Raw genomic sequence first — 26,240 nt, forward strand, 5'->3', positions numbered from 1 at the left:
CTGTTTTTCTGCTGGTACGTATGCTATACTACATAAGTTAATCATACAGAACGTACGGAGGATTTTCATGGGAAATGACTCAATGCGCCGGAAACAGAAAGAGAATGTTGTCTCATTTTTTCCGACAGGAGAGTTTTATTATATAAAAGGCATGAAGGCGCTTGAAAAAAGAGAGCTGCCGAAAGCAAAAAAATACCTTTCGCGTGCCATGGATCTTGAGCCGCTGGAACCTATTATTGCTTGTCAGCTCGCCATTGTGGAAACGGAGCTTGGGCATTATGAGCAATCAAACGGCCTGCTTCATTTTGTACTGGATGACTTGGATCCGCACATGACGGAGTGTCATTATTTCCTTGCGAACAATTATGCACATCTCGGTTCGTTTAAAGAAGCCTTTCGCCATGCACAAATGTATTTGGATTTAGCTGAGCACGGGGAGTACCGGGAAGATGCGGAAGACCTGCTCGATTTGATTACGCTCGATCATGAAGAAGAGTTCGAGGATTTATCCGAACAGGATGAGATGATTGAAATGCAGGAAAAATCACGATTCCTGCTTGAAAGCGGACATTTTGCCAAAGCGGCGGAACACTTAGAAGAAACAGTTAAGAAGTACCCGGATTTCTGGGCAGCATACAATAATCTTGCACTGGCCTATTTTTATCTTGGACAATCAGAAAAAGCATACGGGGTGCTTGAGGATGTACTTGAGCGCAACCCGGGCAACTTACATGCCATCTGTAATAAAATCGTGTTTTACTTTTATGAAAAAAAGCAGGAACAACTGAACGATTTAGCAGACCAGCTGGCGAAAATTCAGCCGCTTATCCCAGATCAGCAATTTAAAATCGGTGCTACCTTTGCCCTGATTGGACGATATAAAGAGGCTTACCGCTGGCTGAAAAAACTCCAGAAAAGCGGGTTTGAGGGAGATGCCGGGTTTTACTACTGGCTTTCCTATGCGGCCCACCACACAGACCATCCGCAAACCGCACGCTCGGCCTGGAAAAAAGTATTGCAGGATAATCCGGAAAAAGAGGGACTTGAGCCGTGGGGAGCTGGAAGAGCAGAAAGTGAAATAGAACGTGATCCGGAAGCGATTATCGGCTATTTAAATGGGAAACGGGATGAAGAGCGATTGTTCGGCATTTTCCTGCTTTCGTTAGCGGCCGATCATAAAGAAATCATGACGCATCCGAAGTTTTGTGACATTGAAACGCTGCAGCCATACGAAAAAATTTATCTGGCGGACATCCTTGGCATGCCGATCGATCATACGCTTTTAAGTGAAATGAATACGCGTCTTGCCCATGAAACGGCTCTTGTTTTATACCGTCATTTCCGGCCACTTGGCTCACAGGAAGCAGGATTGTTTTTAATGTGGTTCTCTATTTTCCTGGAACTGCAATATCAAAAAGCAAATATGACGAAGCCAGCCGGTCTTGCCGCTGCAGTAGAATACGTATGGCGCAAACTGCGCAATGAACCGTTTAGTCAATCGGAAGCGGGGGAAAAATATAGCGTGTCTGTTTCAACGGTACAAAAGTACGCTAAATTTATTCGTGAACACCTGCTTTGAGCAGAATAATAGACGGAATAAAGGAATTTCAGTACGATGAAAGTAACATCTTACTTATACACTTGAGGGTATTTATTTTGATCATAAAGGAGAATCAACTATGACAGCTGAAGAAAAAATTTATGATGTCATTATTATCGGTGCCGGTCCTGCAGGGATGACGGCAGCTGTGTATACATCCCGGGCTAACCTTTCTACGCTCATGATCGAGCGCGGTGTACCGGGCGGGCAAATGGCCAATACGGAAGAAGTAGAAAACTACCCAGGCTATGACCATATTCTAGGGCCTGAGCTTTCAACAAAAATGTTTGATCACGCGAAAAAATTCGGTGCTGAATACGCATACGGCGATATCAAATCCATTACAGACGGCAAGGAATATAAAACCGTTAATGCAGGTTCGAAGCAGTATAAAGCACGTGCAATCATTATTACAACAGGTGCACAATACAAAAAAATCGGCGTGCCGGGTGAAAATGAACTAGGCGGCCGCGGTGTGTCATATTGTGCAGTATGTGACGGCGCGTTCTTTAAAGAAAAAGAACTTGTTGTTGTGGGCGGCGGAGACTCTGCCGTTGAAGAAGGCGTTTATTTAACACGCTTTGCGAAAAAAGTAACGATTGTTCACCGCCGCGATGAACTGCGCGCACAAAAGATTTTGCAGGATCGCGCTTTTGCGAATGAAAAAGTAGACTTTGTCTGGAGCCACACAGTAAAAGAAATTAACGAAAAAGATGGGAAAGTTGGCAGCGTAACGCTTGTTTCAACTAAAACGGGTGAAGAGCGCCCATTCCCGGCAGATGGTGTATTTATTTACATCGGTATGGTGCCGCTGACAAAGCCATTTGAAAGCCTGGGCATCACAAATGATGAAGGCTACATTGTAACGAATGAGAAAATGGAAACGAAAATTCCTGGCATTTACGCAGCCGGTGACGTACGCGAAAAAATGCTTCGTCAAATCGTTACAGCTACGGGAGATGGAAGTATTGCTGCCCAAGCAGCCCAGCATTTCGTAGAAGAATTAAAAGAAGAACTCGGTGTAAAAGCGTAACCTTTTCTTTACGTTCTCGTCATCGTTTTGAAATATAAGGGTGGTATAGTAAAGATGTAATCAAACTGCCCCCTGCAGCTTTTTTACACGCGCCTGGTACTCAGTACCAGGCGCTTTTTTTTGAGGCCCACAAGACGTGGGTCACAAAAGCGTTGCCGCAGGACGCGGCGGTTTTAACTTTTGATCCAGTGTTGTGAAAAATTTCTAACCATGTCCAGTACCGGGCGCCGACGGCTCGAGGTCATAAGTCAGAGCGGCTATGTGGCAAAAGGCGCCACCGGCCCACTCCGCCTTATGCTTGTCGCGGCTGGGCTGGCGCCCTGCGCTTTTCTTATAAAAAACACCCGGCAGCGTTGCACTTATTCGGCTGTCACCGTATAATGAAGGAAATATCTGTTGGCAGTTTGACGGGGGTGTTATTGTGCAGCGTGTCACAAATTGTGTACTGATGAGAGATGGGCAGGTTTTATTAATGCAAAAGCCCCGCCGCAATTGGTGGGTGGCGCCAGGAGGCAAAATGGAGCCTGGTGAATCCGTACGGGATGCAGTGATTCGAGAGTATCGGGAGGAAACAGGTTTATATTTGCGCAACCCGAATGTAAAAGGAATCTTCACATTTATTATTAAAGATGGCGAAAAAGTGATGGATGAATGGATGATGTTCACTTTTTTTGCAGACCAGGCCGATGGCAGTCCGCTGACTCACACGCGGGAAGGCGATTTGCACTGGAAGCCGGTTGAAGAATTAAAAGAACTGCCGATGGCAGAAGGAGACCGCCATCTGCTTGAATATATGGTGCATGGGACCGGCCTGCTTTATGGAGCCTTTACATATACACCTGATTTTGAGTTGATCTCGTATCGACTGGACCCAAGCTGATGGAAGAGAGGGGACTAACAATGGCGAATGATGTACAGCTTGTAATTATTACAGGAATGTCTGGAGCTGGTAAAACGGTGGCCGTTCAAAGCTTTGAGGATCTTGGCTTTTATTGTATGGACAATTTGCCGCCAACACTCCTGCAGCCGTTTTTAACGCTGATGAAAGATTCGGGGCAAAAGTTAAAAAAAGTAGCCATCGTTATGGACATGCGCGGGCGTGAATTTTTTGACCACCTGCAAACCGCTCTTGATGAAGCGGCCGAAACATTAAACACGGCACCAAGGGTGTTATTTTTAGATGCAGAAGATGAAGTATTGGTGCGCCGGTATAAAGAAACACGCCGTACGCATCCTCTGTCGCGTGATGATCGCCCGCTTGACGGCATTCATCAGGAGCGTGAGCTGTTAAACGACCTGCGTGGCCGTGCAAATATGATTTTAAATACATCCCAAATGAAGCCGAAGGATTTGCGTGAAAATATTATGAGAGAGTTTTCACCAAATAAACAGGCGTCTTTTACGGTAAATGTTATGTCGTTCGGCTTTAAGCATGGCCTTCCGATTGACGCGGATCTTGTTTTTGATGTTCGTTTCTTGCCGAATCCGCACTATATTGAGCACATGCGTCCACGCACAGGACTTGAAACAGACGTGGCTGAATATGTGATGAAATGGAATGACACACAGAAGTTTTTAGAAAAAGTGACCGATTTGCTGACCTTTATGCTGCCGCATTATAAAATGGAAGGCAAATCACAGCTGGTAATTGCCATTGGCTGTACCGGCGGACAGCACCGGTCTGTCGCTTTAGCAGAGTATTTGGCTAATTACTTTGCAGACGGGTATCAAACGCGCGTGACACACCGTGACATTGACAAGAGAAAGGCCGCAAAAGCATGACGTCCCGTCAGCCGAAAGTTGTCATAATCGGCGGGGGGACAGGTCTTTCAGTCCTGCTTCGGGGGCTTAAGCGCCATCCGATTGACCTTACCGCTATTGTCACTGTAGCAGATGACGGGGGCAGTTCTGGGAGGCTCCGGTCCGAACTAAACATTCCGCCGCCTGGTGATATTCGCAATGTGCTGGCGGCGCTTTCCGATGTAGAGCCGCTCGTAGAGTCTTTGTTTCAGCATCGGTTTACAACGAACAATGAATTGTCAGGGCACGCCCTTGGCAATTTAATGATTGCCGCACTTTCTTCGATTACAGGCGATTTCGGGCATGCGATTCAGGAAATGAGCCGGGTGCTCAATGTTCGGGGAAAAGTGCTTCCGGCTGCCAATCAAAGCGTTGTGCTTCATGCGGAGATGGAAGACGGGACGGTTGTGTCCGGTGAATCTAAAATCCCCTATTCCGGCAAAAAAATCCGCCGGGTGTTTTTAACACCGGAGCACATTGAGCCGCTTCCGGAAACGATCCGTTCTATTCGGGAAGCAGATATGATTATTCTTGGTCCAGGAAGTTTATATACAAGTATTCTGCCGAATTTGCTTGTGCCTGGAATAGGGGAAGAAGTTTGTGCTTCAAAGGCAAAAAAAGTGTATATCTGCAATTTAATGACACAGGCAGGGGAAACCCTTGATTTTACAGCATCAGATCATGTCCAGGCGATCTATGATCACTTGAACTGCTCGGCGATGGACACGATTTTAGTAAATAAGGAACCCGTTCCGGCAGACATACAGGAACTGTACAAAGAAGAAATGGCGAAACCGGTCGTGTATGACGTAGAAAGGCTGCGGGGGCTCGGGCTGGATGCCATTTTTGATGACATTCTGACATTCGAGAACTCTACAATCCGCCATGATACAGCCAAAGTCGCTGAAATACTTGTGCGCCTCATCCCAAAACGGTAAGCGGGTATCAAGAGAGGAGTGGATGATGGTGTCTTTTGCATCGGAAACAAAAAAAGAGTTAACGACGATTGAAACAAGCGGATGCTGCGCGAAAGCAGAGCTATCTGCCCTGATCCGAATGAATGGCTCCCTGTCGTTTTCAAACCGGCAGCTTGTTGTAAACATTCAAACGGAAAATGCGGCCATTGCCCGGCGCATTTATGTATTAATTAAAAGAAATTACGACGCGGCGGTTGAACTGCTGGTCCGCAAAAAAATGCGGTTAAAGAAAAACAATGTCTATATTGTGCGGTTAAAGGAAAATGCACAAGTTATATTGGACGACTTGGGCATTATCGAAGACGGCTTTTCGTTTATTCATCATATTGCTTCACGGATAACGGAAAAAAATTGCTGCCAGCGTGCGTATCTGCGCGGCGCTTTTTTAGCGGGGGGCTCGGTCAACAATCCGGAAACCTCCTCTTACCATTTGGAGATTTTTTCTTTATATCAGGAGCATAATAAAGCGTTATGCACTTTAATGAATGAATTTAGCTTGAATGCGAAAACGCTCGAACGAAAAAAAGGATTTATTACGTATTTAAAAGAAGCAGAAAAAATTTCTGATTTCTTTAGTATTGTAGGAGCGCACAGCGCGCTCATGCGGTTTGAGGACGTGCGGATTGTCCGAGACATGAGAAACTCCGTCAACCGTCTTGTAAACTGTGAAACAGCGAATTTGAACAAAACGATCGGGGCGGCTTTGCGCCAGGTCGAAAATATAAAGTTTATTGATCAAACGGTCGGTCTCGGTATTTTGCCAGACCGGCTGCGTGAAATTGCAGAGCTGCGGGTTCTTCATCAAGATGTAACATTAAAAGAGCTTGGAGAAATGGTATCAGGCGCAGCAATCAGCAAATCAGGCATTAACCACCGTCTGCGCAAAATTGACGAAATAGCAGATAAGATCCGGGCCGGTGAAATGGCGGCAGCCGAGAAATAAAAAGGATGTGGCAACATGGCAGAAAAAACAGTACATGTACAATTAAAATCTGGTTTACAGGCAAGACCGGCTGCTCTTTTTGTACAGGAAGCAGCTCGCTTTCATTCAGAAATTTTTCTTGAGAAAGACGGAAGAAAATATAATGCGAAAAGCATTATGGGGATCATGAGCATTGCTTTGAACACCGGAGAAGAAGTGACAATCAGCGCAGAAGGCCGCGACAGCGAGGAAGCAGTCGAAAAAATGGTCTCACTCATCGAACGGGAAGAATGGATATAAAAAAGCGCCCTGCCAATTCGGCAGGGCGCTTTTTTTGCACAATAGACAGAAGCTGCATTACAGAAGGATGATTGATATACCAAAAGAGCGGATGACGGGTCAGGCTGCTCAAATCTTAACCCTGTCATAGATGAAAAAGAAAAATAAAAAACCAGCAGCTTAAAGAATAAGCCGCTGGTTTTTGGGACGTCCTCGGCAGGAATCGAACCTGCATTTCAAGCTTCGGAGGCTTGCGTGCTATCCGTTGCACCACGAGGACATGTGATTTACGGTACAATTTAATATTATAGAGTAAGGTTTGAATAAATGCAATAGAAATTCGAAAAAATATTTGCAGAAAGAAAAACAGTTTCGTTTAGCAGGATTTTGAAAGGGAAAAGAAGAAAACGTACATAAACAAAAGCATAATGTTTGACCTTCACTGACCTTGGATTGTATGATGGTTAAACAATAAAGCTATTATCCAAAGGAGGAACCACAGTATGAATTTAATTCCTACAGTTATTGAACAAACAAACCGCGGTGAACGCGCGTATGACATTTATTCCCGTTTGTTGAAAGACCGCATTATTATGCTTGGAAGCGGCATTGATGATAATGTGGCAAACTCAATCGTAGCTCAGCTTTTGTTCCTTGAAGCGGAAAACCCAGAAAAAGATATTTCTATCTACATCAACAGCCCGGGCGGCAGTATCACAGCTGGTATGGCGATCTACGATACGATGCAGTTTATTAAACCGAATGTACAGACGATCTGTATCGGTATGGCTGCTTCCATGGGGGCTTTCCTTCTTGCTGCAGGTACACCAGGCAAGCGTTACGCTCTTCCGAACAGTGAAGTCATGATTCACCAGCCGCTTGGCGGAGCGCAGGGCCAGGCAACAGAAATCGAAATCGCAGCGAAGCGTATTCTATTCCTTCGTGAGAAATTAAACGGCATCTTGTCAGAGAGAACTGGTCAGCCGCTTGAAGTCATTGCACGCGATACAGACCGCGATAATTTTATGACAGCGGATCGTGCGAAAGAATATGGCCTTGTAGACCATATCGTTACACGTAATGAAGTTATAAACAAAGAAGAAAAATAAGGAATTTCAAAAGACCTGCTGCAGCGGGTCTTTTTTTTCATGCCGCTAATCTGTATAATAGCGGTAAGGGGGAGATGGGATGAACATGCAAATGAAGCCGGGACTCTGGCAGCAGCAGACGATGAAGCTGGCCATGACGCAGGAATTAACGCAGGCCATTACATTGCTTCAATATTCAGCGCAGGAGCTGGCAGCGTTTTTGGAAACAAAGGCCGTCGAGAACCCGTTTATTCAATTAGAAACGCCTTCATTGAAAGCGCTTCATAAAAAAGAACGTGCCCAGTCAGGAGCAAAAGCGGCAGATGATAAAAACTGGATCGAGCACATTGCGGATTCTTCTTATACCATCACGGATTATGTGCAGGCTCAATTTCAGTTGAAAGAATTAACCGATAAACAAAAACGGATTCTTCGTTTTTTATTAGATAACATGGACGAAAACGGCTATATGACGATTGATAGCAAGGAAGCAGCCGTCTTGATGGGAGAGAATAAAGACGAAGTCCAATTGGTACTCGATATGATCAAGTGGATGGAGCCGGCAGGAATCGGAGCCGGCAGTTTGCAGGAATGTCTTCTTCTCCAGGTGGAACGGCGCCTGGATGCACCTTTTTTAGCAGAGACGATTCTTCGCAGTCATTTTATCGAGTTTGCCAATAAAACATGGAAGCCGCTCGCCAAAAAGCTTGGTGTTGAACTAAAGGACATTCAGCAGGCGGCTGATTTTATTCGAACGTTAAATCCAAAGCCGGGTGCTTCTTTCGGAAACGGATCTTCCTGCTATGTGCAGCCTGATGTAGCGGTAACCGTTAGCGGAGAGACCATAGAAGTCCATCTTTATGATGACGATTTACCGAAAGTTATTTTTGAAAAAGAATATTTTAATGAATTGGCTTCACACGCGGACAAAGAAGTGAAGCGGTTTATAAAAGAAAAAGAAAAAGACTATCAGTGGCTTATGAGAAGCCTTGAGCAAAGACAGCAGACCATACAGCGGGTAGGACTTAAAATTGTAGAAAAGCAGCGCCGTTTTTTCTTTGACGGACCGGGCTCCCTGCAGCCGCTTACGATGAAAGACATTGCTGAAGAGCTGAGCATTCATGAATCAACCGTAAGCCGGACCGTACGGGGGAAGTACATGCAGACTCCGTTTGGCACATACGAATTAAAAACCTTTTTCCCATCCGGTATGGCTGCTTCCTCAGAAGAAGGCGAAACGGCCTCTTCCAACCAGGTGAAAATACGTATTCAAGCGCTCGTCTCAGCGGAAGACAAGAAAAAGCCGCTGTCTGACCAGGCTATTTGTTCTGCGCTTTTAAAAGAAGGGATGGCTGTTTCAAGAAGAACAGTCGCCAAATACAGAGAACAATTAAATATACCATCTTCAGCAAAGCGCAAAAGATATGAATAAGAGCGATCATATGACGATTTATTTTTATACAAGACCAGGCTGCCATTTGTGTGACGACGCTAAAAAGGTTGTCGTCCCCATCGCGCAGGAATTGAATATAGAGGTGCTTGAACGAAACATTGATACAAAAGATGAATGGACAGAAAAATACGGATTAATGATTCCGGTTGTTGAAATGGGAGGAGAGCTTATGGCTTATGGCCACGTGGAACGCCTCTCTCTTTTAACACAACTGAAACAAAGAGTTAACGAATAATTTAAAAAAATAACGAGCTCTTTTCGTTGATTTTTAAATAATGCCCTGCTACAATGAATTTGTAAGCAGGGAAAAATTTTTTTCGCCGGGGTGGGACATTAAAAGTTTCAACTGGGACGAAAGAGAACCCAAAGACCGAAGAGGAGCGCGGGATATGAAACCGATCTTAAATATTCAACAGCAGCTCGTACCGGACCTGCTTGACATTATGCAAAAACGCTATCGTCTTTTGCAGGCGGTTCGAATTGCCGGGACAGCTGGCAGACGTACGCTTGCCCAGTCACTGAGCATGACGGAACGTGTTGTAAGAAGCGAAGCGGAGTTTTTAAAAGAGCGCGGACTGCTCGATTTCAGTGCATCAGGCATGAAATTAACAGAAACGGGTATGGATGTGGTGAGGGAGCTGGAAGAGCTGATGCTCGAGCTTAAAGGCATTGATTCAATGGCCGAAGAGCTGAAGGCCCGCTACAATTTATCGGAAGCTGTTATTGTGCCTGGCAATTGTGATGAATCGGCATTCGTGAAAAAAGCAATCGGTGAGGCGTGCGTAAGCCGCATAAAGAGCAGGCTCAGCGGTAAAACTATCATCGCTGTAACAGGCGGCTCGACAATGGCGGAAGCAGCAAGAACGATGAAACCGGATTTTGCAGAAGGGAAACAAGTATTATTTGTGCCGGCGCGGGGTGGTATTGGGGATGATGTCCGCAATGAAGCCAACACGATCGCTGCATTAATGGCACAGAATACAAACGGGTCACACCGTGTGTTGTACGCGCCAGAGCGAATCAGCCCTGACGTGCGTGAATCTCTTCTTCAGGAGCCGGCGATTAAAGAAGCAGTCAGCATGATCCAGTCTGCAGACATTGTTCTCCATGGCGTCGGGAATGCGATCTCGATGGCAAAGCGCCGCAAAACACCAGAAGCGGAACTTGCGATGCTGGAACAAAATGAAGCAGTAGCAGAAGCATTCGGCTACTATTTCAACAAAGAAGGCGAAGTGATTCAGAAGCTATCAACAATCGGTTTGAAACTGGATGATCTGCAGCATGCCAAAGTCGTAATTGCGGCGGCAGGCGGCGCATCAAAAGGCAAAGCGATTCGTTCATATTTAAACGGATCACCAAAGCTCGATATTTTAGTGACAGATGAAGCAGCCGCAAGAGAATTGCTTGAAGACCTATCTTAACGCGAACATCCGGCAGTTCTCATTTGAACTGGCGGTTTGATAAACAATTTCGAGGAGGAAATCACTCATGGCAGTAAAAATTGGTATTAATGGTTTTGGACGTATTGGACGTAACGTATTCCGCGCAGCACTTAAAAATCCGGAAGTTGATGTTGTAGCAATCAACGACCTTACAGATGCAAATATGCTTGCACACCTTTTAAAATACGATACAGTTCACGGCACACTTGACGCGGACGTAACAGTTGACGGCGATACAATCGTTGTAAACGGCGAGCGCGTAAAAGTAACAGCTGAACGCGATCCAGCGCAAATTCCTTGGGCAGCTAACGGTGCAGAAGTAGTTGTTGAATCAACTGGCCGTTTCACAAAACGTGCAGACGCAGCGAAACACCTTGAAGGCGGCGCGAAAAAAGTCATCATCTCTGCTCCGGCATCTGATGAAGATATCACAATTGTTATGGGTGTTAACGAAGATAAATACGATGCAGCGAACCACCAAGTTATTTCAAATGCATCTTGTACAACAAACTGCTTGGCTCCATTTGCAAAAGTGTTGAACGAAAAATTCGGCATCGTTCGCGGTATGATGACAACTGTTCACTCTTACACAAATGACCAGCAAATTCTTGACCTGCCGCACTCTGACTACCGTCGTGCACGTGCAGCAGCAGAAAACATGATCCCAACTTCTACAGGTGCAGCGAAAGCCGTTTCTCTTGTGCTTCCTGAATTGAAAGGCAAACTAAACGGTATGGCAATGCGTGTTCCAACACCAAACGTTTCTGTAGTTGACCTTGTAGCAGAATTGAAGCAAGATGTAACAGCTGAAGAAGTAAACGAAGCGCTAAAAACAGCAGCTGAAGGCGACCTTAAAGGTATTCTTGCTTACACTGAGCTTCCACTTGTATCATCTGATTACAATGGCTCACCAGCTTCTTCAACAATCGATGCTCTTTCAACGATGGTTATGGAAGGCAACATGGTAAAAGTTCTTTCTTGGTACGATAATGAGAACGGCTACTCAAACCGCGTTGTTGACCTTGCTCAATACATCGCTGCAAAAGGTCTTTAATTCAAAAAACGCTGTTTTTCAAGCTATAACTTGGAAATCAACAGTTCACCATCTATAATAAAAAGGTGAAACGGGGAGCGGGATACAATCCCCGCTCCCTTTTTTTGTGTGTAAGCCGTTATCTGTTCCGCTGCTAAAGGCAGCGTCGAACGATGTCGGCAGAATGCTGCACGCTTAGCTTTCGCTTTTCAATTACACTGGGAGGTCTTCTTGATGAACAAAAAGACAATTAAAGATTTGGACTTGAAAGGTAAACGCGTTTTTTGCCGCGTTGACTTCAACGTTCCAATGAAAGATGGCAAAATTACGGATGATACACGTATCCGTGCCGCGATTCCGACAATTGAGTATTTGTCTGAACAGGGAGCCATCGTCCTTCTGGCAAGCCACCTTGGCCGTCCAAAAGGAGAAGTAAACGAAGAGATGCGCCTGACAGAAGCTGGACGCCGCTTGGCTGAGCTTACAGGCAAACAAATCGCCAAAGTGGATGAAGCTTACGGCGACAGTGTGAAAGAAGCGATTTCTGGCATGAAAGAAGGCGACATTCTTCTTCTTGAAAACGTTCGTTTCTATCCGGGCGAAGAAAAGAATGATCCAGAGCTGGCAAAAGAATTTGCTTCGCTTGCAGACATCTATGTAAATGACGCGTTTGGTGCGGCTCACCGTGCTCATGCTTCTACAGAGGGAATTGCTCATCTTCTTCCATCTGCTTCTGGCTTGTTGATGCAAAAAGAATTGGATGTGCTTGGAAAAGCGTTGTCTGAGCCAGATCGTCCGTTTACAGCGATCGTCGGCGGAGCGAAAGTAAGAGACAAAATCGGTGTGATTGATCACCTGCTTGATAAAGTAGATAACTTGATCATTGGCGGCGGTCTTGCGTACACATTTGTAAAAGCTCTTGGCCATGAAATCGGAAAATCTCTTTTAGAAGAAGACAAAATGGATCTGGCAAAAGAATTTATGAAAAAAGCCGAAGAAAAAGGCGTGAAATTCTTGATGCCGGTTGATGTTACTGTAGCAGATGATTTTGGTGAACATGCAAACACAAAAATTGTACCAATCGATCAAATTCCAGCTGACTGGGAAGCACTTGATATCGGTCCGAAAACGATTGAATTGTATGCAGAAACCATTAAAAGCTCAAAACTTGTCATTTGGAACGGCCCAATGGGTGTATTTGAACTTGATAAGTTTGCAAAAGGAACAAGAGGTGTGGCACAAGCACTCGCTGATTCTGATGCGTATTCTGTTATTGGCGGCGGCGATTCAGCAGCAGCGGTTGAAAAATTCGACCTTGCGGACAAAATGAGCCACATTTCAACAGGCGGAGGCGCGAGCCTTGAGTTTATGGAAGGTAAAGAACTTCCAGGCGTTACAGCGCTTGACGATAAGTAATTTTGAAGCAGCAGAAGGGAGATTTATTCATGCGTAGACCGATCATTGCAGGAAACTGGAAAATGAATAAAACGCTTAGCGAAGCAATTGAGTTCGCAAACGATGTAAAAGGAAAAGTACCATCATCAGAACAAGTGGACAGCGTAATTGGTGCGCCTGCTTTGTTCCTTGGACAGCTTGTTGAAGCGGTAAAAGGAACAGATGTGAAAATCAGTGCACAAAACGCTCACTTTGAAGACAACGGAGCCTTCACAGGTGAAATCAGTCCGAAAGCACTTGCGGACCTTGGAGTTGAATATGTGATCATCGGCCATTCAGAGCGCCGTGAAATGTTCAACGAAACAGACGAGTCTGTAAATAAAAAAGCAAAAGCGATCTTTAACCATGGCATGACACCAATCATTTGCTGCGGTGAAACGCTTGAACAGCGTGAAGCAGGCGAAACAAATGCATTTGTTTCAGGTCAAGTTAAAGCAGCACTTGAAGGCTTATCAGAAGAGCAAGTAAGCAGCTCTGTTATTGCTTATGAGCCAATCTGGGCAATCGGCACAGGCAAATCGTCTTCATCAAGCGATGCAAACGAAGTGTGTGCAGAAATCCGTGAAACAGTTCGCAGCCTTTATTCAGACAAAGCAGCTGATTCTGTCCGTATCCAATACGGCGGCAGTGTAAAACCTGAAAACATTGCAGAATATATGGCACAGCCGGATATCGACGGCGCACTTGTCGGCGGCGCAAGCTTGGATGCGGCATCATACCTTGCTCTTTTGGAGGCTGTAAACAATGGCTAAAGGACCGGTTGCGCTCATTATTCTCGACGGGTTCGCCTGCCGGGCTGAAACGAGCGGTAATGCGGTCGCGCAGGCCAATAAGCCAAATTTTGACCGCTACTGGAATCAATTCCCTCATGCACAGCTTACGGCAAGCGGGGAAGCAGTAGGTCTTCCAGAGGGCCAAATGGGCAACTCGGAAGTAGGTCATATGAATATTGGTGCTGGGCGGATTGTATACCAAAGCTTAACAAGAATTAACATTGCGATTCGTGAAGGTGAATTCTTTGAAAATGAGCAGTTCGTAAAAGCAGCTGAGCATGCGAAGAAAAACGGAACAGCTCTTCATTTGTTTGGGCTTCTGTCTGATGGTGGCGTACATAGCCATATTGATCATTTAAAAGCGCTGCTTGAGTTTGCAAAACGGCAGGGTCTTGAAAAAGTGTATGTTCACGCTTTTCTGGACGGCCGCGATGTTGGACCTAAAACAGCAAAAGGCTACATTGAAGATGTACAAGCGAAAATGGATGAGCTTGGTGTTGGACAGTTTGCGACAATTTCTGGACGCTATTATGCAATGGACCGCGATAACCGCTGGGATCGTGTTCAAAAAGCATATGATGCAATTGCGCAAAACGATGCACCAAAGTTTGATGATCCGCTTGAAGCACTTGAAGCCTCTTACGCAGCGGACGTTGTCGATGAATTTTTTGTACCGGCTGTCATCACCGATAAAAACGGTAAGCCAATTGCGAAAGTTCAAGATAACGACGCCGTAATTTTCTTTAACTTCCGTCCTGACCGGGCGATTCAGTTAGCGAATGTGTTTACAAACGAAGACTTTATGGGATTCGATCGTGGCGAATTCCGTCCTAAAGACTTGTTCTTCGTCTGCATGACACCATATTCGGAAACAGTTAAAGGCGTTATCGCGTATAACAAAACAGATTTATCAAATACTGTCGGGGAAGTATTAGCCAACAACAATCTTCGCCAGCTTCGCATTGCGGAAACGGAAAAATACCCGCACGTTACGTTCTTTATGAGCGGCGGCCGTGAAGGGGAATTTCCTGGTGAAAAACGAATCTTGGTAAACTCACCGAAAGTGGCAACATACGATTTGCAGCCAGAGATGAGCGCATATGAAGTAACGGACGCGTTACTTGCCGAAATCGAAGGCGACAAACAGGATGCGATCATCCTGAACTTTGCAAATCCAGACATGGTTGGCCACTCAGGACTTTTAGAACCGACGATTAAAGCAGTTGAAGTAGTAGATGAGTGCCTGGGACGGGTTGTAGACTTGATCCTGGCAAAAGGCGGCACAGCGATTATTACCGCTGATCACGGTAACGCTGATGAAGTTGTAACCGTAGAAGGCAATCCAATGACGGCTCACACAACGAACCCGGTTCCGGTTATTGTCACAAAAGAAGGCATCACACTGCGCGATGGAGGAATCCTCGGCGATTTGGCGCCAACGATGCTTGATCTATTAAACCTTGAACAGCCAGTTGAAATGACTGGAAAAACATTAATTAACCATTAAGGGAGAGAATAAACAATGCCAGTAATTACAGACGTATATGCACGCGAAGTACTTGATTCACGTGGAAACCCAACAATCGAAGTAGAAGTATACACAGAGTCCGGTGCATTTGGCCGCGCACTTGTTCCATCTGGTGCATCAACAGGTGAATACGAAGCAGTAGAACTTCGTGATGGCGACAAAGGCCGCTACCTTGGCAAAGGTGTTGAGCAGGCTGTTAAAAACGTAAACGAAGTAATCGCTCCAGAAATCGTAGGCAGCTACGTTGTTACAGATCAAATCGGTATCGACAAAGCGATGATCGAGCTTGACGGCACAGAAAACAAAGGCAAACTAGGCGCAAATGCAATCCTTGGTGTATCTATGGCCGTTGCACATGCAGCAGCTGACTACCATGGTGTATACCTTTATGAATACCTTGGCGGCGTAAACGGCAAGCAGCTTCCTGTTCCAATGATGAACATCGTAAACGGCGGTGAGCATGCGGATAACAACGTTGATATCCAGGAATTCATGATCATGCCTGTTGGCGCGCCTACATTCAAAGAAGCGCTTCGTACGGGAGCAGAAATTTTCCATAACTTAAAAGCGGTTCTTCATGAAAAAGGCTTGAACACAGCAGTTGGTGACGAAGGTGGTTTCGCGCCAAACCTTGGTTCAAACGAAGAAGCTCTTCAAACAATTATCGAAGCAATCGAACGTGCTGGCTACAAACCAGGCGAAGAAGTTAAATTGGCAATGGACGCTGCTTCTTCTGAGTTCTACAACAAAGAAGACGGCAAATACCACCTTTCTGGCGAAGGCGTTGTGAAAACATCTGCAGAAATGGTTGACTGGTACGAAGAAATGGCAAACAAATACCCAATCGTTTCAATCGAAGATGGTTTGGATGAAAACGACTGGGAAGGCCACAAATTGCTTACTGAGCGCCTTGGCGATCGTGTACAGCTTGTTGGTGATGACTTGTTCGTTACAAACACGAAAAAGCTTTCAGAAGGTATTAAAAACGGCGTAGGTAACTCTATTCTAATCAAAGTAAACCAAATCGGTACATTAACTGAAACATTTGATGCAATCGAAATGGCAAAACGCGCTGGCTATACAGCGGTTATCTCTCACCGTTCTGGTGAAACAGAAGATGCAACAATTGCTGATATCGCAGTTGCAACAAACGCTGGTCAAATTAAAACAGGTGCACCGTCACGTACGGATCGCGTAGCAAAATACAACCAGCTTCTTCGCATTGAAGACAACCTGGGTGAACTTGCTCAATACCTTGGCAACGACACATTCTACAACTTGAAAAAATAAGAACAAACGAAAGCCCGGCGGCCGCCGGGCTTTTTTGCGCGTGTGCAGAAAGTATGATATAATTCACTCATCTATAGGTTCGTCTTTGATGGAGGTAAAAATATGTTGCATACAGTGCTTATTGTACTGCTCGTGATTGTAGCAATTGCGCTTATTGCGGTTGTTTTGCTGCAGTCTGGGAAAAGCTCAGGGCTTTCTGGCGCGATTTCCGGCGGTGCGGAGCAATTGTTTGGAAAACAGAAAGCGCGCGGGATTGACCTGGTGCTGCATCGTTTGACAGTGATTTTGTCTGTTCTGTTTTTTGTTTTAACAATTGCGCTTTCTTACTTTGGTTTATAATAAAAAAGGCGATTCGGCTGAATCGCTTTTTTTTATGCCCCAAAGCCTTCATCATCCGAAAAAAGAAAGGAATTGACTCACATGAAATTAACACTGCCAACTCCATTTACATTCGAAGCGGGAAAACGGGCTGTTTTACTTTTACACGGCTTTACTGGAAATTCATCTGACGTGCGCATGATCGGCCGTTTTCTTGAGAAAAATGGGTATACATCACATGCACCACACTATAAAGGACATGCGGTTCCGCCTGAAGAACTAGTGAAAACAGGTCCTGAAGACTGGTGGAAGGATGTGGAGGAAGGCTATCAGCATCTGCTGAATCTTGGCTATGAAGAAATTGCGGTATGCGGACTGTCGCTCGGCGGTGTTTTTGCATTGAAACTCGGTTATACTAAACCTGTAAAGGGTATTATTCCAATGTGTGCCCCAATGTCGATGAAAGATGAGCAGACGATGTACAATGGGGTTGTGGAATACGCACGCGGGTTCAAGAAATTTGAAGGGAAATCCGCTGATGTTATTGAAAAAGAAATAGAAGCCTTTAAACAAACACCGATGAATACGCTGGCGGCGCTTCGTGAGCTTGTACAAGATGTACGCAGCCATATTGACCACATTTATGCACCGGTTTTTGTTGTTCAGGCACGCAACGACAAAATGATTGATACCAACAGCGCCAATGTGATTTTTGAAGGCGTGGAAACAGACGAAAAACAATTGAAGTGGTACGAAGAGTCCGGTCATGTGATTACACTGGATAAGGAAAAAGAGCAGCTGCATGCAGATATTCTTGCCTTTCTCCAAACGCTTGACTGGACCGTGTAACTTCGCAAAAGGAGGCGGGTTCCAGATGGACCAGCACATAGAGAAAATCGTCGATCGATTATTGACGTATATGAAAGAAGAATCGTACAAGCCGCTCACAGTGCAGGAGCTTGAAGAAGTGCTTGGCATTGAAGGCTCGGAAGGGTTTCGCGACTTTGTTAAGTCGCTCGTGTACATGGAAGAGCGCGGTTTAGTCGTGCGGACGCGAGCAAACCGATACGGCCTGCCGGAGAAAATGAACCTTGTGCGCGGAAAGATTTCCGGACATGCAAAAGGGTTTGCTTTCCTGCTGCCGGATGAGCAGGGAATGGATGATGTATTCATTCCGCCGCATGAAACAAATGGAGCCTTAAACGGCGACACGGCGCTTGTCCGTGTAACGAAAGAAGACCAGAGCGGGACACGCCGGGAAGGTACTGTTGTCCGTATTTTAGAACGCGGCCAGACGGACATTGTCGGTACGTTCATCGACAAAAAAAGCTTTGGCTTTGTGGAAACAGACGATAAAAAATTCACCGCTGATATTTTTATTCCAAAAGAAAAAACAGCCGGTGCGATTGACGGCCACAAAGTCGTTGTCCATATCACACGCTGGCCGGAAGGGCGCCAGGCGGCAGAAGGCGAAGTAAAAGAAATTATCGGGCATAAGAACGATCCTGGCGTCGATATTATGTCGATTATTTATAAACACGGCCTGCCGCAGGAGTTTCCGGAAGAAGTGCTGGAGCAGGCGAATGCGGTGCCGGATGAAATTGATCCGAAAGATATCGCGAACCGCCGGGATCTTCGCGATGAAGTCATCGTGACAATTGATGGAGCGGACGCAAAAGACCTCGATGATGCGGTCACGGTAACCAAGCTTGAGAATGGCAACTATAAGCTCGGTGTTCACATTGCCGACGTCAGCCACTACGTAACCGAAAACTCCCCGATTGACCGGGAAGCCTATGAGCGTGGTACAAGTGTTTATTTAGTGGACCGGGTAATCCCGATGATTCCACACCGCTTGTCCAATGGCATCTGCTCATTGAACCCTAAAGTAGACCGTTTAACAATGTCGTGTGAAATGGAAATTAACGCATCTGGTGAAGTAGTCAGCCATGAAATCTTTGACAGCGTCATCCGAACGACAGAACGAATGACTTATTCAGATGTAAACCGGATTTTGGTTGATAAAGATGAAGCATTGCGCGCTAAGTACGAAGCACTTGTGCCGATGTTTGAGCGAATGGAAGACCTGGCGGCCATTTTACGCCAAAAGCGCACGGACCGGGGTGCCATTGACTTTGATTTCAGGGAAGCGAAAGTGCTTGTAGATGAAGATGGGCATCCGACTGATGTGGTCATTCGGGAACGTTCCGTCGGCGAAAAACTGATTGAAGAATTTATGCTGGCGGCGAATGAAACGGTAGCAGAGCATTTTCACTGGATGGATGTTCCGTTTATATACCGGATTCACGAAGATCCGAAGGAAGATAAATTGCAGCGCTTTTTTGAGTTTTTGACGAATTTTGGCTTGAATGTGAAAGGGACAGCGAATTCTGTTCATCCGCGTGCCCTGCAGGAAATTATTGAAAACGTGAAAGACACGCCGGAAGAAACAGTTATTTCTACTGTTATGCTTCGGTCCATGCAGCAGGCAAAATATAATGCGAACAGCTTAGGGCATTTTGGGCTTGCAGCAGAATTTTACACGCATTTCACCTCGCCAATCCGCCGGTATCCGGATTTGATTGTCCATCGTTTAATTCGTACGTATTTAGTCAACGGTGATCTTACGCCGCAAACACGGGAAAAGTGGGATGCGCGCCTTCCGGAAATCGCTGATCACACATCCAGCATGGAACGCCGGGCTGTTGATGCAGAACGCGATACAGACGAGCTGAAAAAAGCAGAATTTATGCTTGATAAAATTGGTGAAGAGTATGATGGGGTTATCAGCTCTGTTACCAACTTCGGTATGTTTGTGGCGCTTGAAAACACGATTGAGGGTCTGATTCACGTTTCGTATATGACAGATGATTATTATCGTTATGATGAACGCCACTTTGCTATGATCGGTGAGCGGACCGGAAACGTCTTCCGCATTGGGGACGAAATTACCGTCCGTGTGCGTGATGTAAATAAAGACGAACAGTCTGTCGATTTTGAAATCGTGGGCATGAAAAAACAGCGCCAGCGTCCAGCTGGAATAGAGGGCAAAGCGGATAAAAAGCCGCGCGGCCGCGGCAAGAAAGCACAAGCCATTAAACGGGAAGACAGACCGTCGAGAACGCCGGCGCGTCCAGATGTGAAAGAGGGCGGCGAATGGTCGAACCAGCCGCCGAAAAAAAAGAAAAAACGTAAATTTTACGAAGGAATTGCGAAGAAAAAGAAACGCAAGTAAGAAAGTAGGGATGAGCCAATGCCAAAGGGAGAAGGAAAAGTGGTCGCGCAAAATAAAAAAGCGCGCCACGATTACTTTATTGAAGAAACATATGAAGCGGGTCTTGTGCTTTTAGGAACCGAAATTAAAGCAATCCGGGCGGGACGAGTGAATTTAAAAGATTCATTCGCCCGCATTCGAAATGGCGAACTGTTCGTTCACAATATGCATATCAGCCCGTACGAGCAGGGAAATATTCATAACCATGAACCGCTCCGTACGCGAAAGCTTCTTCTGCACCGGAAGCAAATTAATACGTTGATCGGTGAAACGAAAGAAGCAGGCTACTCGATCGTTCCTTTAAAACTCTATTTAAAAGACGGATATGCAAAATTGTTAATTGGCCTTGCAAAAGGGAAAAAGAAATATGATAAACGCGAAGATTTAAAGCAGAAAGAAGCAAAACGCGATATTGAGCGCGCCTTCCGTGATCGTCAAAAGGGTTGAATAACTAGTTTGTTTGTGGTATGATAGATTCTGTCACGATGAAGCAGCTATGCTTTGATACTACTTTGTCAGGAAATGTTCTTAGCATAAGCCAGAACATCCTGTTCAAATCTAATCCGGGGACGTTACGGATTCGACAGGGGTAGTTCGAGCCTGGGCTGCGGGCCAGAGGGTCGGCTCTGTCAAAACGCACTTGCCTATAATAACTGGCAAACAACAAACTCAACTACAAGCTGCCTAATTTAGGTTAGCCTGTGCTCCTCCCGCTGTTGTCCGTGCAGTCGGGTAAGGGGCTCACTTTAAGCGGACTACGCTCAATTCCTCCGCCTGGGGATGAGAGAAGAGACTAATCAGGCTGGCCGATCCAAACGCCTGCTGTGCGGCAGTTGGGCCGGCGAGACCGAAATAGTGCAGCTACGCCCGTAGACGCTCAGGTGCCGTTATCTTTGGACGCGGGTTCGACTCCCGCCGTCTCCATACTTGTATGGAGCACCTATCTATAAAAGCCTTGCGAAGTATTCGCAAGGCTTTTTTTGTTTTGGGAAAAGCAACCCTGTCTTGTATTGGCAAAGACAAAGCGCATATAGTCGAGAGGCCGGCATACATTGGTAAAACAATGCGAGGTGATTGGTGTGAAAAAAATCATCATCATCGGTTCAGGTGGACATGCGAGCGTCATTATTGATGCTATTGAAAAAGAAAGAAAATACGCTATATATGGAATTATTGATACGATTCGTCCCGTTAATACGAGTATATACGGATATCGGATAGTAGGGACAGATTCCAATTTGCTGAAATTGGGCAAACAGGTGTGCGGAGGTATTGTGGCGATCGAGGACAATTGGACACGGAAAAAAACGGTTGAAACCATTCGCAAACTCGTCCCTGACTTTTCTTTTGTTTCCATCGTACACCCATCGGCCTGCATCAGCAGCAATGTCAAAATAGGAGATGGTACGGTTGTGATGGCAGGTGCGGTTATTAACCGAAATACAATTATAGGAGAGCATTCTATTATTAATACAAACTCCTCAGTTGATCATGACTGCATACTTAGTGACTTTGTCAGCATTGCTCCGGGTGCGGTGCTGGGCAGGAATGTTAAAGCGGGAAATAGTGCAGTTGTATCGCTTGGAGCCAAGGTCATTCACTCAGTGAGTATCGGAGAGCATACCGTTATTGGAGCTGGATCAACGGTGCTGCAAAGCATTGGTCCGTACGGGGTTGCATATGGTACTCCCGCTAAAGTAATTCGAACAAGAAAGCAAGAAGACAGTTACTTATCATAAAGATGGGAAGTTTATTTTGTTATGAAAAAAAGAAATCAATCTGATAAGAAGGAACGATTTCTTTTAAAACGGATTTGATTGCCGTATCGGTTTCTTCGTTTCCTGGTTCGTAAACAAGCTGTTCCAGCTGGTTCAGCCAGAATGGCAGGTCGATCTTTGATACGTTCGTTGTTCTGGCTATGTAGATCAATTCATGCTTGGAAGCCGTGTGGCCTTCTTCTGTTGTAAAAAGTTCTTCGTACAGTTTTTCCCCCGGGCGCATACCTGTATAGCGGATCTCGATATCTTTGCCTGGTGTCAGTCCTGATAAGGTAATTAAGTTACGGGCCAGTTCGCTGATCTTAACCGGTTTGCCCATATCCAAAATGAAAATCTCGCCGCCTTTTGCAAGCGCCCCTGCTTGAATGACAAGCTGTACGGCTTCGGGAATCGTCATAAAATAACGGGTCATATCCCGGTGCGTGACTGTAACCGGACCGCCGTTTTGAATTTGTTTTTTAAATAAAGGAACTACACTGCCTCTGCTTCCCAGTACGTTTCCGAACCGGACCGCGACAAAGTTCGTTTTACTCTGCTGATTCAATGTTTGAATAATAAGTTCGGCTACCCGTTTTGTAGCACCCATTACGCTCGTTGGGTTCACTGCTTTGTCTGTGGAAATTTGAACGTACGTTTCAACTTCATACTGACCGGCACATTCCGCCAGATTTTTCGTGCCGAAGATGTTATTTTTAACGGCTTCCGTCGGATTGTGTTCCATTAAAGGGACATGCTTGTGTGCAGCGGCATGAAAGACAACCTGCGGGCGGTAAGTGGAAAAAATATGTTTAAGCCGGTTTTTATCCTGAATGTCGCCAATTAGTGCCTGGATGGGAAGGTAAGGATAAAGCTGCTCAAGTTCTTTTTCGATTGCATATACGCTGTTTTCACCGTGGCCAAGCAGAAGAACTCTTTTCGGATGAAATGAAGAAATCTGCCGGCAGATTTCAGAGCCGATCGAACCGCCCGCTCCGGTAATCAGCACTGTTTTATCCTGTACATAATGAGAAATGCCGAGAACATCCAGCTGGATCGGCGGGCGTCCAAGTAAATCTTCCACGTTGACCTCACGAATCATACTCAATGTAACGCGGCCATTAATAATATCTGTAATACGCGGTAGAATCCGGACAGTGACGCCGCATTTTTGACAGCTTTTTACGATTCGGGTAATATCGCTTCCGGAAGCAGATGGAATGGCGATAATGGCTGTTTCAATATGAAACTGCTCAATGACCCGTTCAATCTCACCGGTTGTGCCGGCAACCGGCATATTCCGGACGTGCAGGCCAATTTTTTCAGGGTCATCGTCAATAAAAGCAACGGGATATAAAAAAGGGTCCGTCGATTTTTTTAACTCTTTCACGACTAAAATACCCGCATTGCCCGCGCCGATAATAAGTGTCCGCTTTCCATTTTTATTGGGAATGCCCTTGTTTTCATTTATAGACCATAAAATCAGCCGTGAAAATAAAAAGGCTGCCAGAGAAACAGTCCAAGTTATAAAAAGAAAAGAAAACGGCAGGGTGGTTACCCCCCACTCCGAAAAAAGAAGATGCAGCATGCCGCCTGTTACGAAGGCAAATGTGAAGCTTTTTCCAATGACCTTTGATTCCCCCATGCTAGCAAAACGCCATAAGTGGCGATAATGGTGAAAAAGATGAAATCCAATCGTCAGTACCACCCAAAACAAGGCGAAGATGTATGCCAGTTGGGAAAATGTAAGCCCTCTGCCGTTTTCATAGAAAACAAAGCAGGAAAGCGCAACAGAAAGAAAAAGAATCCCGAAATCCATGAAAAGCGCCAGAGCATATCGTTTCGTTCGGCTCACACCAAAGCCTCCATCCCATACTTTTTAGCTCTTTACTTTATATGAGTTTATGGAATAAGGTGTGAGAAAATCGGTAAAACAAAGGGAGGAAACCAGGCTGTTAAATAAAAATCAAACGAAAACATTACTGTTCTTCGTTTGATTTTTTGTTATTTTTGGAAAGAAGGAGTATAGGGCTTGTGACGCCGGCTTCTTTTTTCTTTATACATTTCCTGATCAGCCATTTCAAGCAGCTCTTCAAGAGAAATAGTCATGCCGGGGTGGTAATAGCAGATGCCGTGACTGGCCGACAATTTGTACGGCTGCCGGGAGACCTGGTTGGTGCGGGCAAACTCTAATTGAATAGCATTCCAGGCTTGATCGGCCGCTCCCGGCGGCTGATTGGGAAAAAGAATAACAAACTCATCCCCGCCCATTCGAAATAAAAGATCTTCTTCACGCAGAGATTTTTGAATTGCCCGGCAGATCTCTTTAATAAAATGGTCACCTTTATTATGGCTGTAACGGTCATTAACGGTTTTTAATCCGTTAATATCAATGTAGCAGAGTGTAAAGGGCTGGGCCTGGCGGCTGTTCATCAGGCTGGAAAGGACATTCAGCCCTTTTCGTCTGTTCATAATACCTGTCAGTTCATCCAAAAAGGCATGCGCCGATAGTTTTTCTTCTTCCGCTTTAAAGCTCGTTACATCCGTTGTTCCGATTAGCAGGCACGGTTCCTGCAAATAATCAACTAATTCCACACTCAGCATAATCCAAATATCTTTTTTTGTCGGATCAAAATGCGGCGTCAAATATCCTTTGATGCTTCCTTTCTCCTGTAAAACATCAACGATATTCTGCTCCTCATACGAATTTTTAAAAAGAAGGCCAGCGCCTTTATCGTGCAGCTGAGTTCCTTCGTAATACGCAGATGCCCGCTGATTAAAAAGGATAATCTGATAATTAGAAAGCCGTGCTAGAATGAGTGGATGCGGATTTAAATCAAATAAAAGGCGAAATGTTTTTTCATTTGTTTGAAGCTGCTGCTGGCTTTTCATCTCTTTTTTTCGGTAGAAATAAAAGGTGGACGATAGAAAAAAAGCAATGCCGGCTGCGGCGGTCGAATTAATCATATTCATAATAGATGTAAGTGAAAAACCGCCAATTTTCATTAATCCGGCTAGAAACAAAACATGGATGCTGGCCAGCATGACTGCGGATTTTTTGGGGGGGATCGGAAAAATCACAGAAGCTGCCAGTAAAATAATTAAATACGCGTAAATATTGCCGGTCAAAAATTGGCTGTTTAACGATCCGGACGCGCCAATGAAAATATAAAAACAAAAATAGCTATATACATAATGCAGCATACCCCTCCTGCCAGACTGCTGGCGCTGGATCAGCCGCTTACGGACCAGCAAAAAGGTGAGCGACATAAAGAACGAAAGAAAATGTAAAAAAGCGAGAATACCCAAGTTTAATCTCTTTTCTCCCGTTGACAAAAAGTAAAGATCCAAAGCCAAATAAAGCGGGTAAGACAGGACAACCATTAAACGAACAAACCGAAGCCTGGCGAACAGCATTTCACCGTGCTCGTGGCAGAACTGCTTATCTTCAGGCCGATCAGGTTGAAAGAGAGCGCTCCATGTATCTTTCTTCATAGTATAAATCCTTTTTTACTTGCATTTTACCATAGCTTTATAGGGCCTCCGAATGAATTCAGCGCTCTCTTAAATGAGCTTTTCAAATGAAAAATCCCGGAGGATGAAGATTCCGGGATTTTTCATTTGAACTTGTTTTGAATACCGAACCGTGCATTCAGCTGGCCTTTGATCATGCTTCGTTTTAATTTGTCTTGATCTGGTCTTTTCTTCATTTCCTGCCTGATTTCAAATGTCCGGACACCATCTTCCATTTGGTTGGCAATATCCATCAGTGTTTCCACGTCGCCAAAGGAGTATTTTCGCGTGCCTCTTTCTGAGCGGTCAGGGAAAATAAGCTGGCGTTCTTCATAATAGCGAATCTGGCGTTCAGACAAGCCGGTTAACTCGCTCACAATTCCAATTGTAATAACCTTTTTCGTCTTATAGCTTTTCTCTTCATCTGTCATGGAATCACCTCGAAATGGATTACCTGTACTATTATATATCAGAATGTGAATTTATGTAATGATTATATGTGATATTTTCTAACAATTAATTTTTATGTAAGATTATATAACATTTATTGTGACTACTTCTTTTAATTCTCCTATAATCAACACTATCAACAGCCACCAAGGAGGATGTTCAGATGACAAAAGAGAAAATCGTACTAATCGGAAATGGGATGGCCGGTGTCCGGTCTATTGAAGAAATATTAAAAATTAACCCGGATCGGTTTCATAT

At 45.1% G+C, this 26,240-nt stretch carries 24 protein-coding genes, 1 tRNA gene and 1 other RNA gene; 22 read left to right on the forward strand and 4 right to left on the reverse strand.

The genetic code is table 11. The features are described 5' to 3' along the window. Positions 1 to 67 precede the first annotated feature (67 nt). From RG959_RS06295 to RG959_RS06325, 7 genes are all read left to right on the forward strand, one after another. Positions 68 to 1,579, forward strand: coding sequence for a tetratricopeptide repeat protein (locus tag RG959_RS06295; RefSeq protein ID WP_251270025.1), 1,512 nt, complete (start codon positions 68 to 70; stop codon positions 1,577 to 1,579). A gap of 100 nt (positions 1,580 to 1,679) precedes the next feature. Then, the gene (gene trxB, locus RG959_RS06300; RefSeq protein ID WP_251270024.1) at positions 1,680 to 2,633 is read left to right on the forward strand and encodes a thioredoxin-disulfide reductase; all 954 of its coding nucleotides are present in this window, start codon (positions 1,680 to 1,682) and stop codon (positions 2,631 to 2,633) included. 421 nt (positions 2,634 to 3,054) lie between these two features. After that, on the forward strand, positions 3,055 to 3,513 hold the full coding sequence (locus RG959_RS06305) for an NUDIX hydrolase (RefSeq protein ID WP_309091106.1): 459 nt from the start codon (positions 3,055 to 3,057) through the stop codon (positions 3,511 to 3,513). A 20-nt stretch (positions 3,514 to 3,533) separates the two neighbouring features. Continuing rightward, a complete protein-coding gene (gene rapZ / locus RG959_RS06310) occupies positions 3,534 to 4,415 on the forward strand; it encodes an RNase adapter RapZ (RefSeq protein WP_242231842.1) in 882 nt (293 codons plus the stop codon). Next, positions 4,412 to 5,371 carry a gluconeogenesis factor YvcK family protein gene (locus tag RG959_RS06315; RefSeq protein ID WP_342796398.1) on the forward strand — a complete coding sequence of 320 codons (960 nt, stop codon included), beginning with the start codon at positions 4,412 to 4,414 and terminating at the stop codon, positions 5,369 to 5,371. Before rapZ ends, RG959_RS06315 begins: the two co-directional genes overlap by 4 nt. Before the next feature lie 28 nt (positions 5,372 to 5,399). Further along, complete coding sequence (whiA, locus tag RG959_RS06320; protein WP_342796399.1) at positions 5,400 to 6,353, forward strand: DNA-binding protein WhiA; 954 nt, start codon at positions 5,400 to 5,402, stop codon at positions 6,351 to 6,353. Positions 6,354 to 6,368: 15 nt separating this feature from the next. After that, positions 6,369 to 6,632 (forward strand): HPr family phosphocarrier protein, encoded by a 264-nt coding sequence (locus RG959_RS06325; RefSeq protein ID WP_309091100.1) that lies wholly within the window; start codon positions 6,369 to 6,371, stop codon positions 6,630 to 6,632. Positions 6,633 to 6,819: 187 nt separating this feature from the next. Here the strand turns inward: RG959_RS06325 and RG959_RS06330 are convergent. Further along, positions 6,820 to 6,891: transfer RNA gene (locus RG959_RS06330), tRNA-Arg, on the reverse strand. 202 nt (positions 6,892 to 7,093) lie between these two features. Here RG959_RS06330 and clpP point away from each other — a divergent pair. From clpP to RG959_RS06405, 15 genes are all read left to right on the forward strand, one after another. Then, positions 7,094 to 7,720, forward strand: a complete 627-nt coding sequence (gene clpP / locus RG959_RS06335; protein ID WP_342796435.1) for an ATP-dependent Clp endopeptidase proteolytic subunit ClpP — start codon at positions 7,094 to 7,096, stop codon at positions 7,718 to 7,720. A 79-nt stretch (positions 7,721 to 7,799) separates the two neighbouring features. Next, on the forward strand, positions 7,800 to 9,131 hold the full coding sequence (rpoN, locus tag RG959_RS06340; protein ID WP_342796400.1) for an RNA polymerase factor sigma-54: 1,332 nt from the start codon (positions 7,800 to 7,802) through the stop codon (positions 9,129 to 9,131). A gap of 10 nt (positions 9,132 to 9,141) precedes the next feature. Continuing rightward, positions 9,142 to 9,387: a glutaredoxin family protein gene (locus RG959_RS06345; RefSeq protein WP_342796401.1), complete on the forward strand. Its 246-nt coding sequence runs from the start codon at positions 9,142 to 9,144 to the stop codon at positions 9,385 to 9,387. 154 nt (positions 9,388 to 9,541) lie between these two features. Then, positions 9,542 to 10,573 carry a sugar-binding transcriptional regulator gene (locus RG959_RS06350; protein WP_251270016.1) on the forward strand — a complete coding sequence of 344 codons (1,032 nt, stop codon included), beginning with the start codon at positions 9,542 to 9,544 and terminating at the stop codon, positions 10,571 to 10,573. Between the two features lie 67 nt (positions 10,574 to 10,640). After that, the gene (gap, locus tag RG959_RS06355) at positions 10,641 to 11,648 is read left to right on the forward strand and encodes a type I glyceraldehyde-3-phosphate dehydrogenase (protein WP_309091092.1); all 1,008 of its coding nucleotides are present in this window, start codon (positions 10,641 to 10,643) and stop codon (positions 11,646 to 11,648) included. A gap of 213 nt (positions 11,649 to 11,861) precedes the next feature. Beyond that, positions 11,862 to 13,043 (forward strand): phosphoglycerate kinase, encoded by a 1,182-nt coding sequence (locus tag RG959_RS06360; RefSeq protein ID WP_342796402.1) that lies wholly within the window; start codon positions 11,862 to 11,864, stop codon positions 13,041 to 13,043. A 29-nt stretch (positions 13,044 to 13,072) separates the two neighbouring features. Then, the gene (tpiA, locus tag RG959_RS06365; RefSeq protein WP_342796403.1) at positions 13,073 to 13,834 is read left to right on the forward strand and encodes a triose-phosphate isomerase; all 762 of its coding nucleotides are present in this window, start codon (positions 13,073 to 13,075) and stop codon (positions 13,832 to 13,834) included. Continuing rightward, the gene (gpmI, locus tag RG959_RS06370; RefSeq protein WP_342796404.1) at positions 13,827 to 15,362 is read left to right on the forward strand and encodes a 2,3-bisphosphoglycerate-independent phosphoglycerate mutase; all 1,536 of its coding nucleotides are present in this window, start codon (positions 13,827 to 13,829) and stop codon (positions 15,360 to 15,362) included. The genes tpiA and gpmI overlap by 8 nt, the downstream gene beginning before the upstream one ends. A gap of 15 nt (positions 15,363 to 15,377) precedes the next feature. Continuing rightward, positions 15,378 to 16,673, forward strand: a complete 1,296-nt coding sequence (gene eno / locus RG959_RS06375; RefSeq protein ID WP_242231831.1) for a phosphopyruvate hydratase — start codon at positions 15,378 to 15,380, stop codon at positions 16,671 to 16,673. 102 nt (positions 16,674 to 16,775) lie between these two features. Beyond that, positions 16,776 to 17,012 (forward strand): preprotein translocase subunit SecG, encoded by a 237-nt coding sequence (gene secG, locus RG959_RS06380; RefSeq protein WP_251270011.1) that lies wholly within the window; start codon positions 16,776 to 16,778, stop codon positions 17,010 to 17,012. Positions 17,013 to 17,093: 81 nt separating this feature from the next. Beyond that, entirely contained in the window at positions 17,094 to 17,840 is a 747-nt protein-coding gene (locus tag RG959_RS06385) for an alpha/beta hydrolase (protein ID WP_251270010.1), read from the forward strand. Between the two features lie 25 nt (positions 17,841 to 17,865). Continuing rightward, positions 17,866 to 20,226, forward strand: a complete 2,361-nt coding sequence (gene rnr / locus RG959_RS06390) for a ribonuclease R (RefSeq protein WP_342796405.1) — start codon at positions 17,866 to 17,868, stop codon at positions 20,224 to 20,226. A gap of 18 nt (positions 20,227 to 20,244) precedes the next feature. Further along, entirely contained in the window at positions 20,245 to 20,712 is a 468-nt protein-coding gene (gene smpB, locus RG959_RS06395; RefSeq protein WP_046174343.1) for an SsrA-binding protein SmpB, read from the forward strand. A gap of 118 nt (positions 20,713 to 20,830) precedes the next feature. Next, positions 20,831 to 21,192: a transfer-messenger RNA gene (gene ssrA, locus RG959_RS06400) on the forward strand. 125 nt (positions 21,193 to 21,317) lie between these two features. After that, positions 21,318 to 22,004 carry an acetyltransferase gene (locus RG959_RS06405; RefSeq protein WP_342796406.1) on the forward strand — a complete coding sequence of 229 codons (687 nt, stop codon included), beginning with the start codon at positions 21,318 to 21,320 and terminating at the stop codon, positions 22,002 to 22,004. A 19-nt stretch (positions 22,005 to 22,023) separates the two neighbouring features. On the opposite strand, the gene RG959_RS06410 is transcribed toward RG959_RS06405, so the two are convergent. The 3 genes from RG959_RS06410 to RG959_RS06420 form a co-directional block, all read right to left on the reverse strand. Further along, the gene (locus RG959_RS06410) at positions 22,024 to 23,874 is read right to left on the reverse strand and encodes a polysaccharide biosynthesis protein (RefSeq protein ID WP_342796407.1); all 1,851 of its coding nucleotides are present in this window, start codon (positions 23,872 to 23,874) and stop codon (positions 22,024 to 22,026) included. A 149-nt stretch (positions 23,875 to 24,023) separates the two neighbouring features. Further along, positions 24,024 to 25,514, reverse strand: a complete 1,491-nt coding sequence (locus tag RG959_RS06415) for a sensor domain-containing diguanylate cyclase (RefSeq protein WP_342796408.1) — start codon at positions 25,512 to 25,514, stop codon at positions 24,024 to 24,026. Between the two features lie 122 nt (positions 25,515 to 25,636). After that, positions 25,637 to 25,963 carry a MerR family transcriptional regulator gene (locus RG959_RS06420; protein WP_242231824.1) on the reverse strand — a complete coding sequence of 109 codons (327 nt, stop codon included), beginning with the start codon at positions 25,961 to 25,963 and terminating at the stop codon, positions 25,637 to 25,639. Between the last annotated feature and the right edge of the window lie 277 nt (positions 25,964 to 26,240).

Source organism: Domibacillus sp. 8LH (genome assembly GCF_038806185.1).
GTDB lineage: Bacteria > Bacillota > Bacilli > Bacillales > Domibacillaceae > Domibacillus > Domibacillus indicus_A.

Excerpts from the sequence above, each read along its gene's own strand:
- smpB (WP_046174343.1), top strand. The coding sequence starts at position 20,245 with ATGCCAAAGGGAGAAGGAAAAGTGGTCGCGCAAAATAAAAAAGCGCGC.
- RG959_RS06415 (WP_342796408.1), bottom strand. The coding sequence starts at position 25,514 with ATGAAGAAAGATACATGGAGCGCTCTCTTTCAACCTGATCGGCCTGAA.
- RG959_RS06325 (WP_309091100.1), top strand. The coding sequence starts at position 6,369 with ATGGCAGAAAAAACAGTACATGTACAATTAAAATCTGGTTTACAGGCA.
- rapZ (WP_242231842.1), top strand. The coding sequence starts at position 3,534 with ATGGCGAATGATGTACAGCTTGTAATTATTACAGGAATGTCTGGAGCT.
- rpoN (WP_342796400.1), top strand. The coding sequence starts at position 7,800 with ATGAACATGCAAATGAAGCCGGGACTCTGGCAGCAGCAGACGATGAAG.
- secG (WP_251270011.1), top strand. The coding sequence starts at position 16,776 with ATGTTGCATACAGTGCTTATTGTACTGCTCGTGATTGTAGCAATTGCG.
- trxB (WP_251270024.1), top strand. The coding sequence starts at position 1,680 with ATGACAGCTGAAGAAAAAATTTATGATGTCATTATTATCGGTGCCGGT.
- RG959_RS06360 (WP_342796402.1), top strand. The coding sequence starts at position 11,862 with ATGAACAAAAAGACAATTAAAGATTTGGACTTGAAAGGTAAACGCGTT.
- RG959_RS06350 (WP_251270016.1), top strand. The coding sequence starts at position 9,542 with ATGAAACCGATCTTAAATATTCAACAGCAGCTCGTACCGGACCTGCTT.
- RG959_RS06345 (WP_342796401.1), top strand. The coding sequence starts at position 9,142 with ATGACGATTTATTTTTATACAAGACCAGGCTGCCATTTGTGTGACGAC.
- RG959_RS06315 (WP_342796398.1), top strand. The coding sequence starts at position 4,412 with ATGACGTCCCGTCAGCCGAAAGTTGTCATAATCGGCGGGGGGACAGGT.
- RG959_RS06295 (WP_251270025.1), top strand. The coding sequence starts at position 68 with ATGGGAAATGACTCAATGCGCCGGAAACAGAAAGAGAATGTTGTCTCA.
- gap (WP_309091092.1), top strand. The coding sequence starts at position 10,641 with ATGGCAGTAAAAATTGGTATTAATGGTTTTGGACGTATTGGACGTAAC.
- rnr (WP_342796405.1), top strand. The coding sequence starts at position 17,866 with ATGGACCAGCACATAGAGAAAATCGTCGATCGATTATTGACGTATATG.
- eno (WP_242231831.1), top strand. The coding sequence starts at position 15,378 with ATGCCAGTAATTACAGACGTATATGCACGCGAAGTACTTGATTCACGT.
- tpiA (WP_342796403.1), top strand. The coding sequence starts at position 13,073 with ATGCGTAGACCGATCATTGCAGGAAACTGGAAAATGAATAAAACGCTT.
- gpmI (WP_342796404.1), top strand. The coding sequence starts at position 13,827 with ATGGCTAAAGGACCGGTTGCGCTCATTATTCTCGACGGGTTCGCCTGC.
- RG959_RS06385 (WP_251270010.1), top strand. The coding sequence starts at position 17,094 with ATGAAATTAACACTGCCAACTCCATTTACATTCGAAGCGGGAAAACGG.
- RG959_RS06420 (WP_242231824.1), bottom strand. The coding sequence starts at position 25,963 with ATGACAGATGAAGAGAAAAGCTATAAGACGAAAAAGGTTATTACAATT.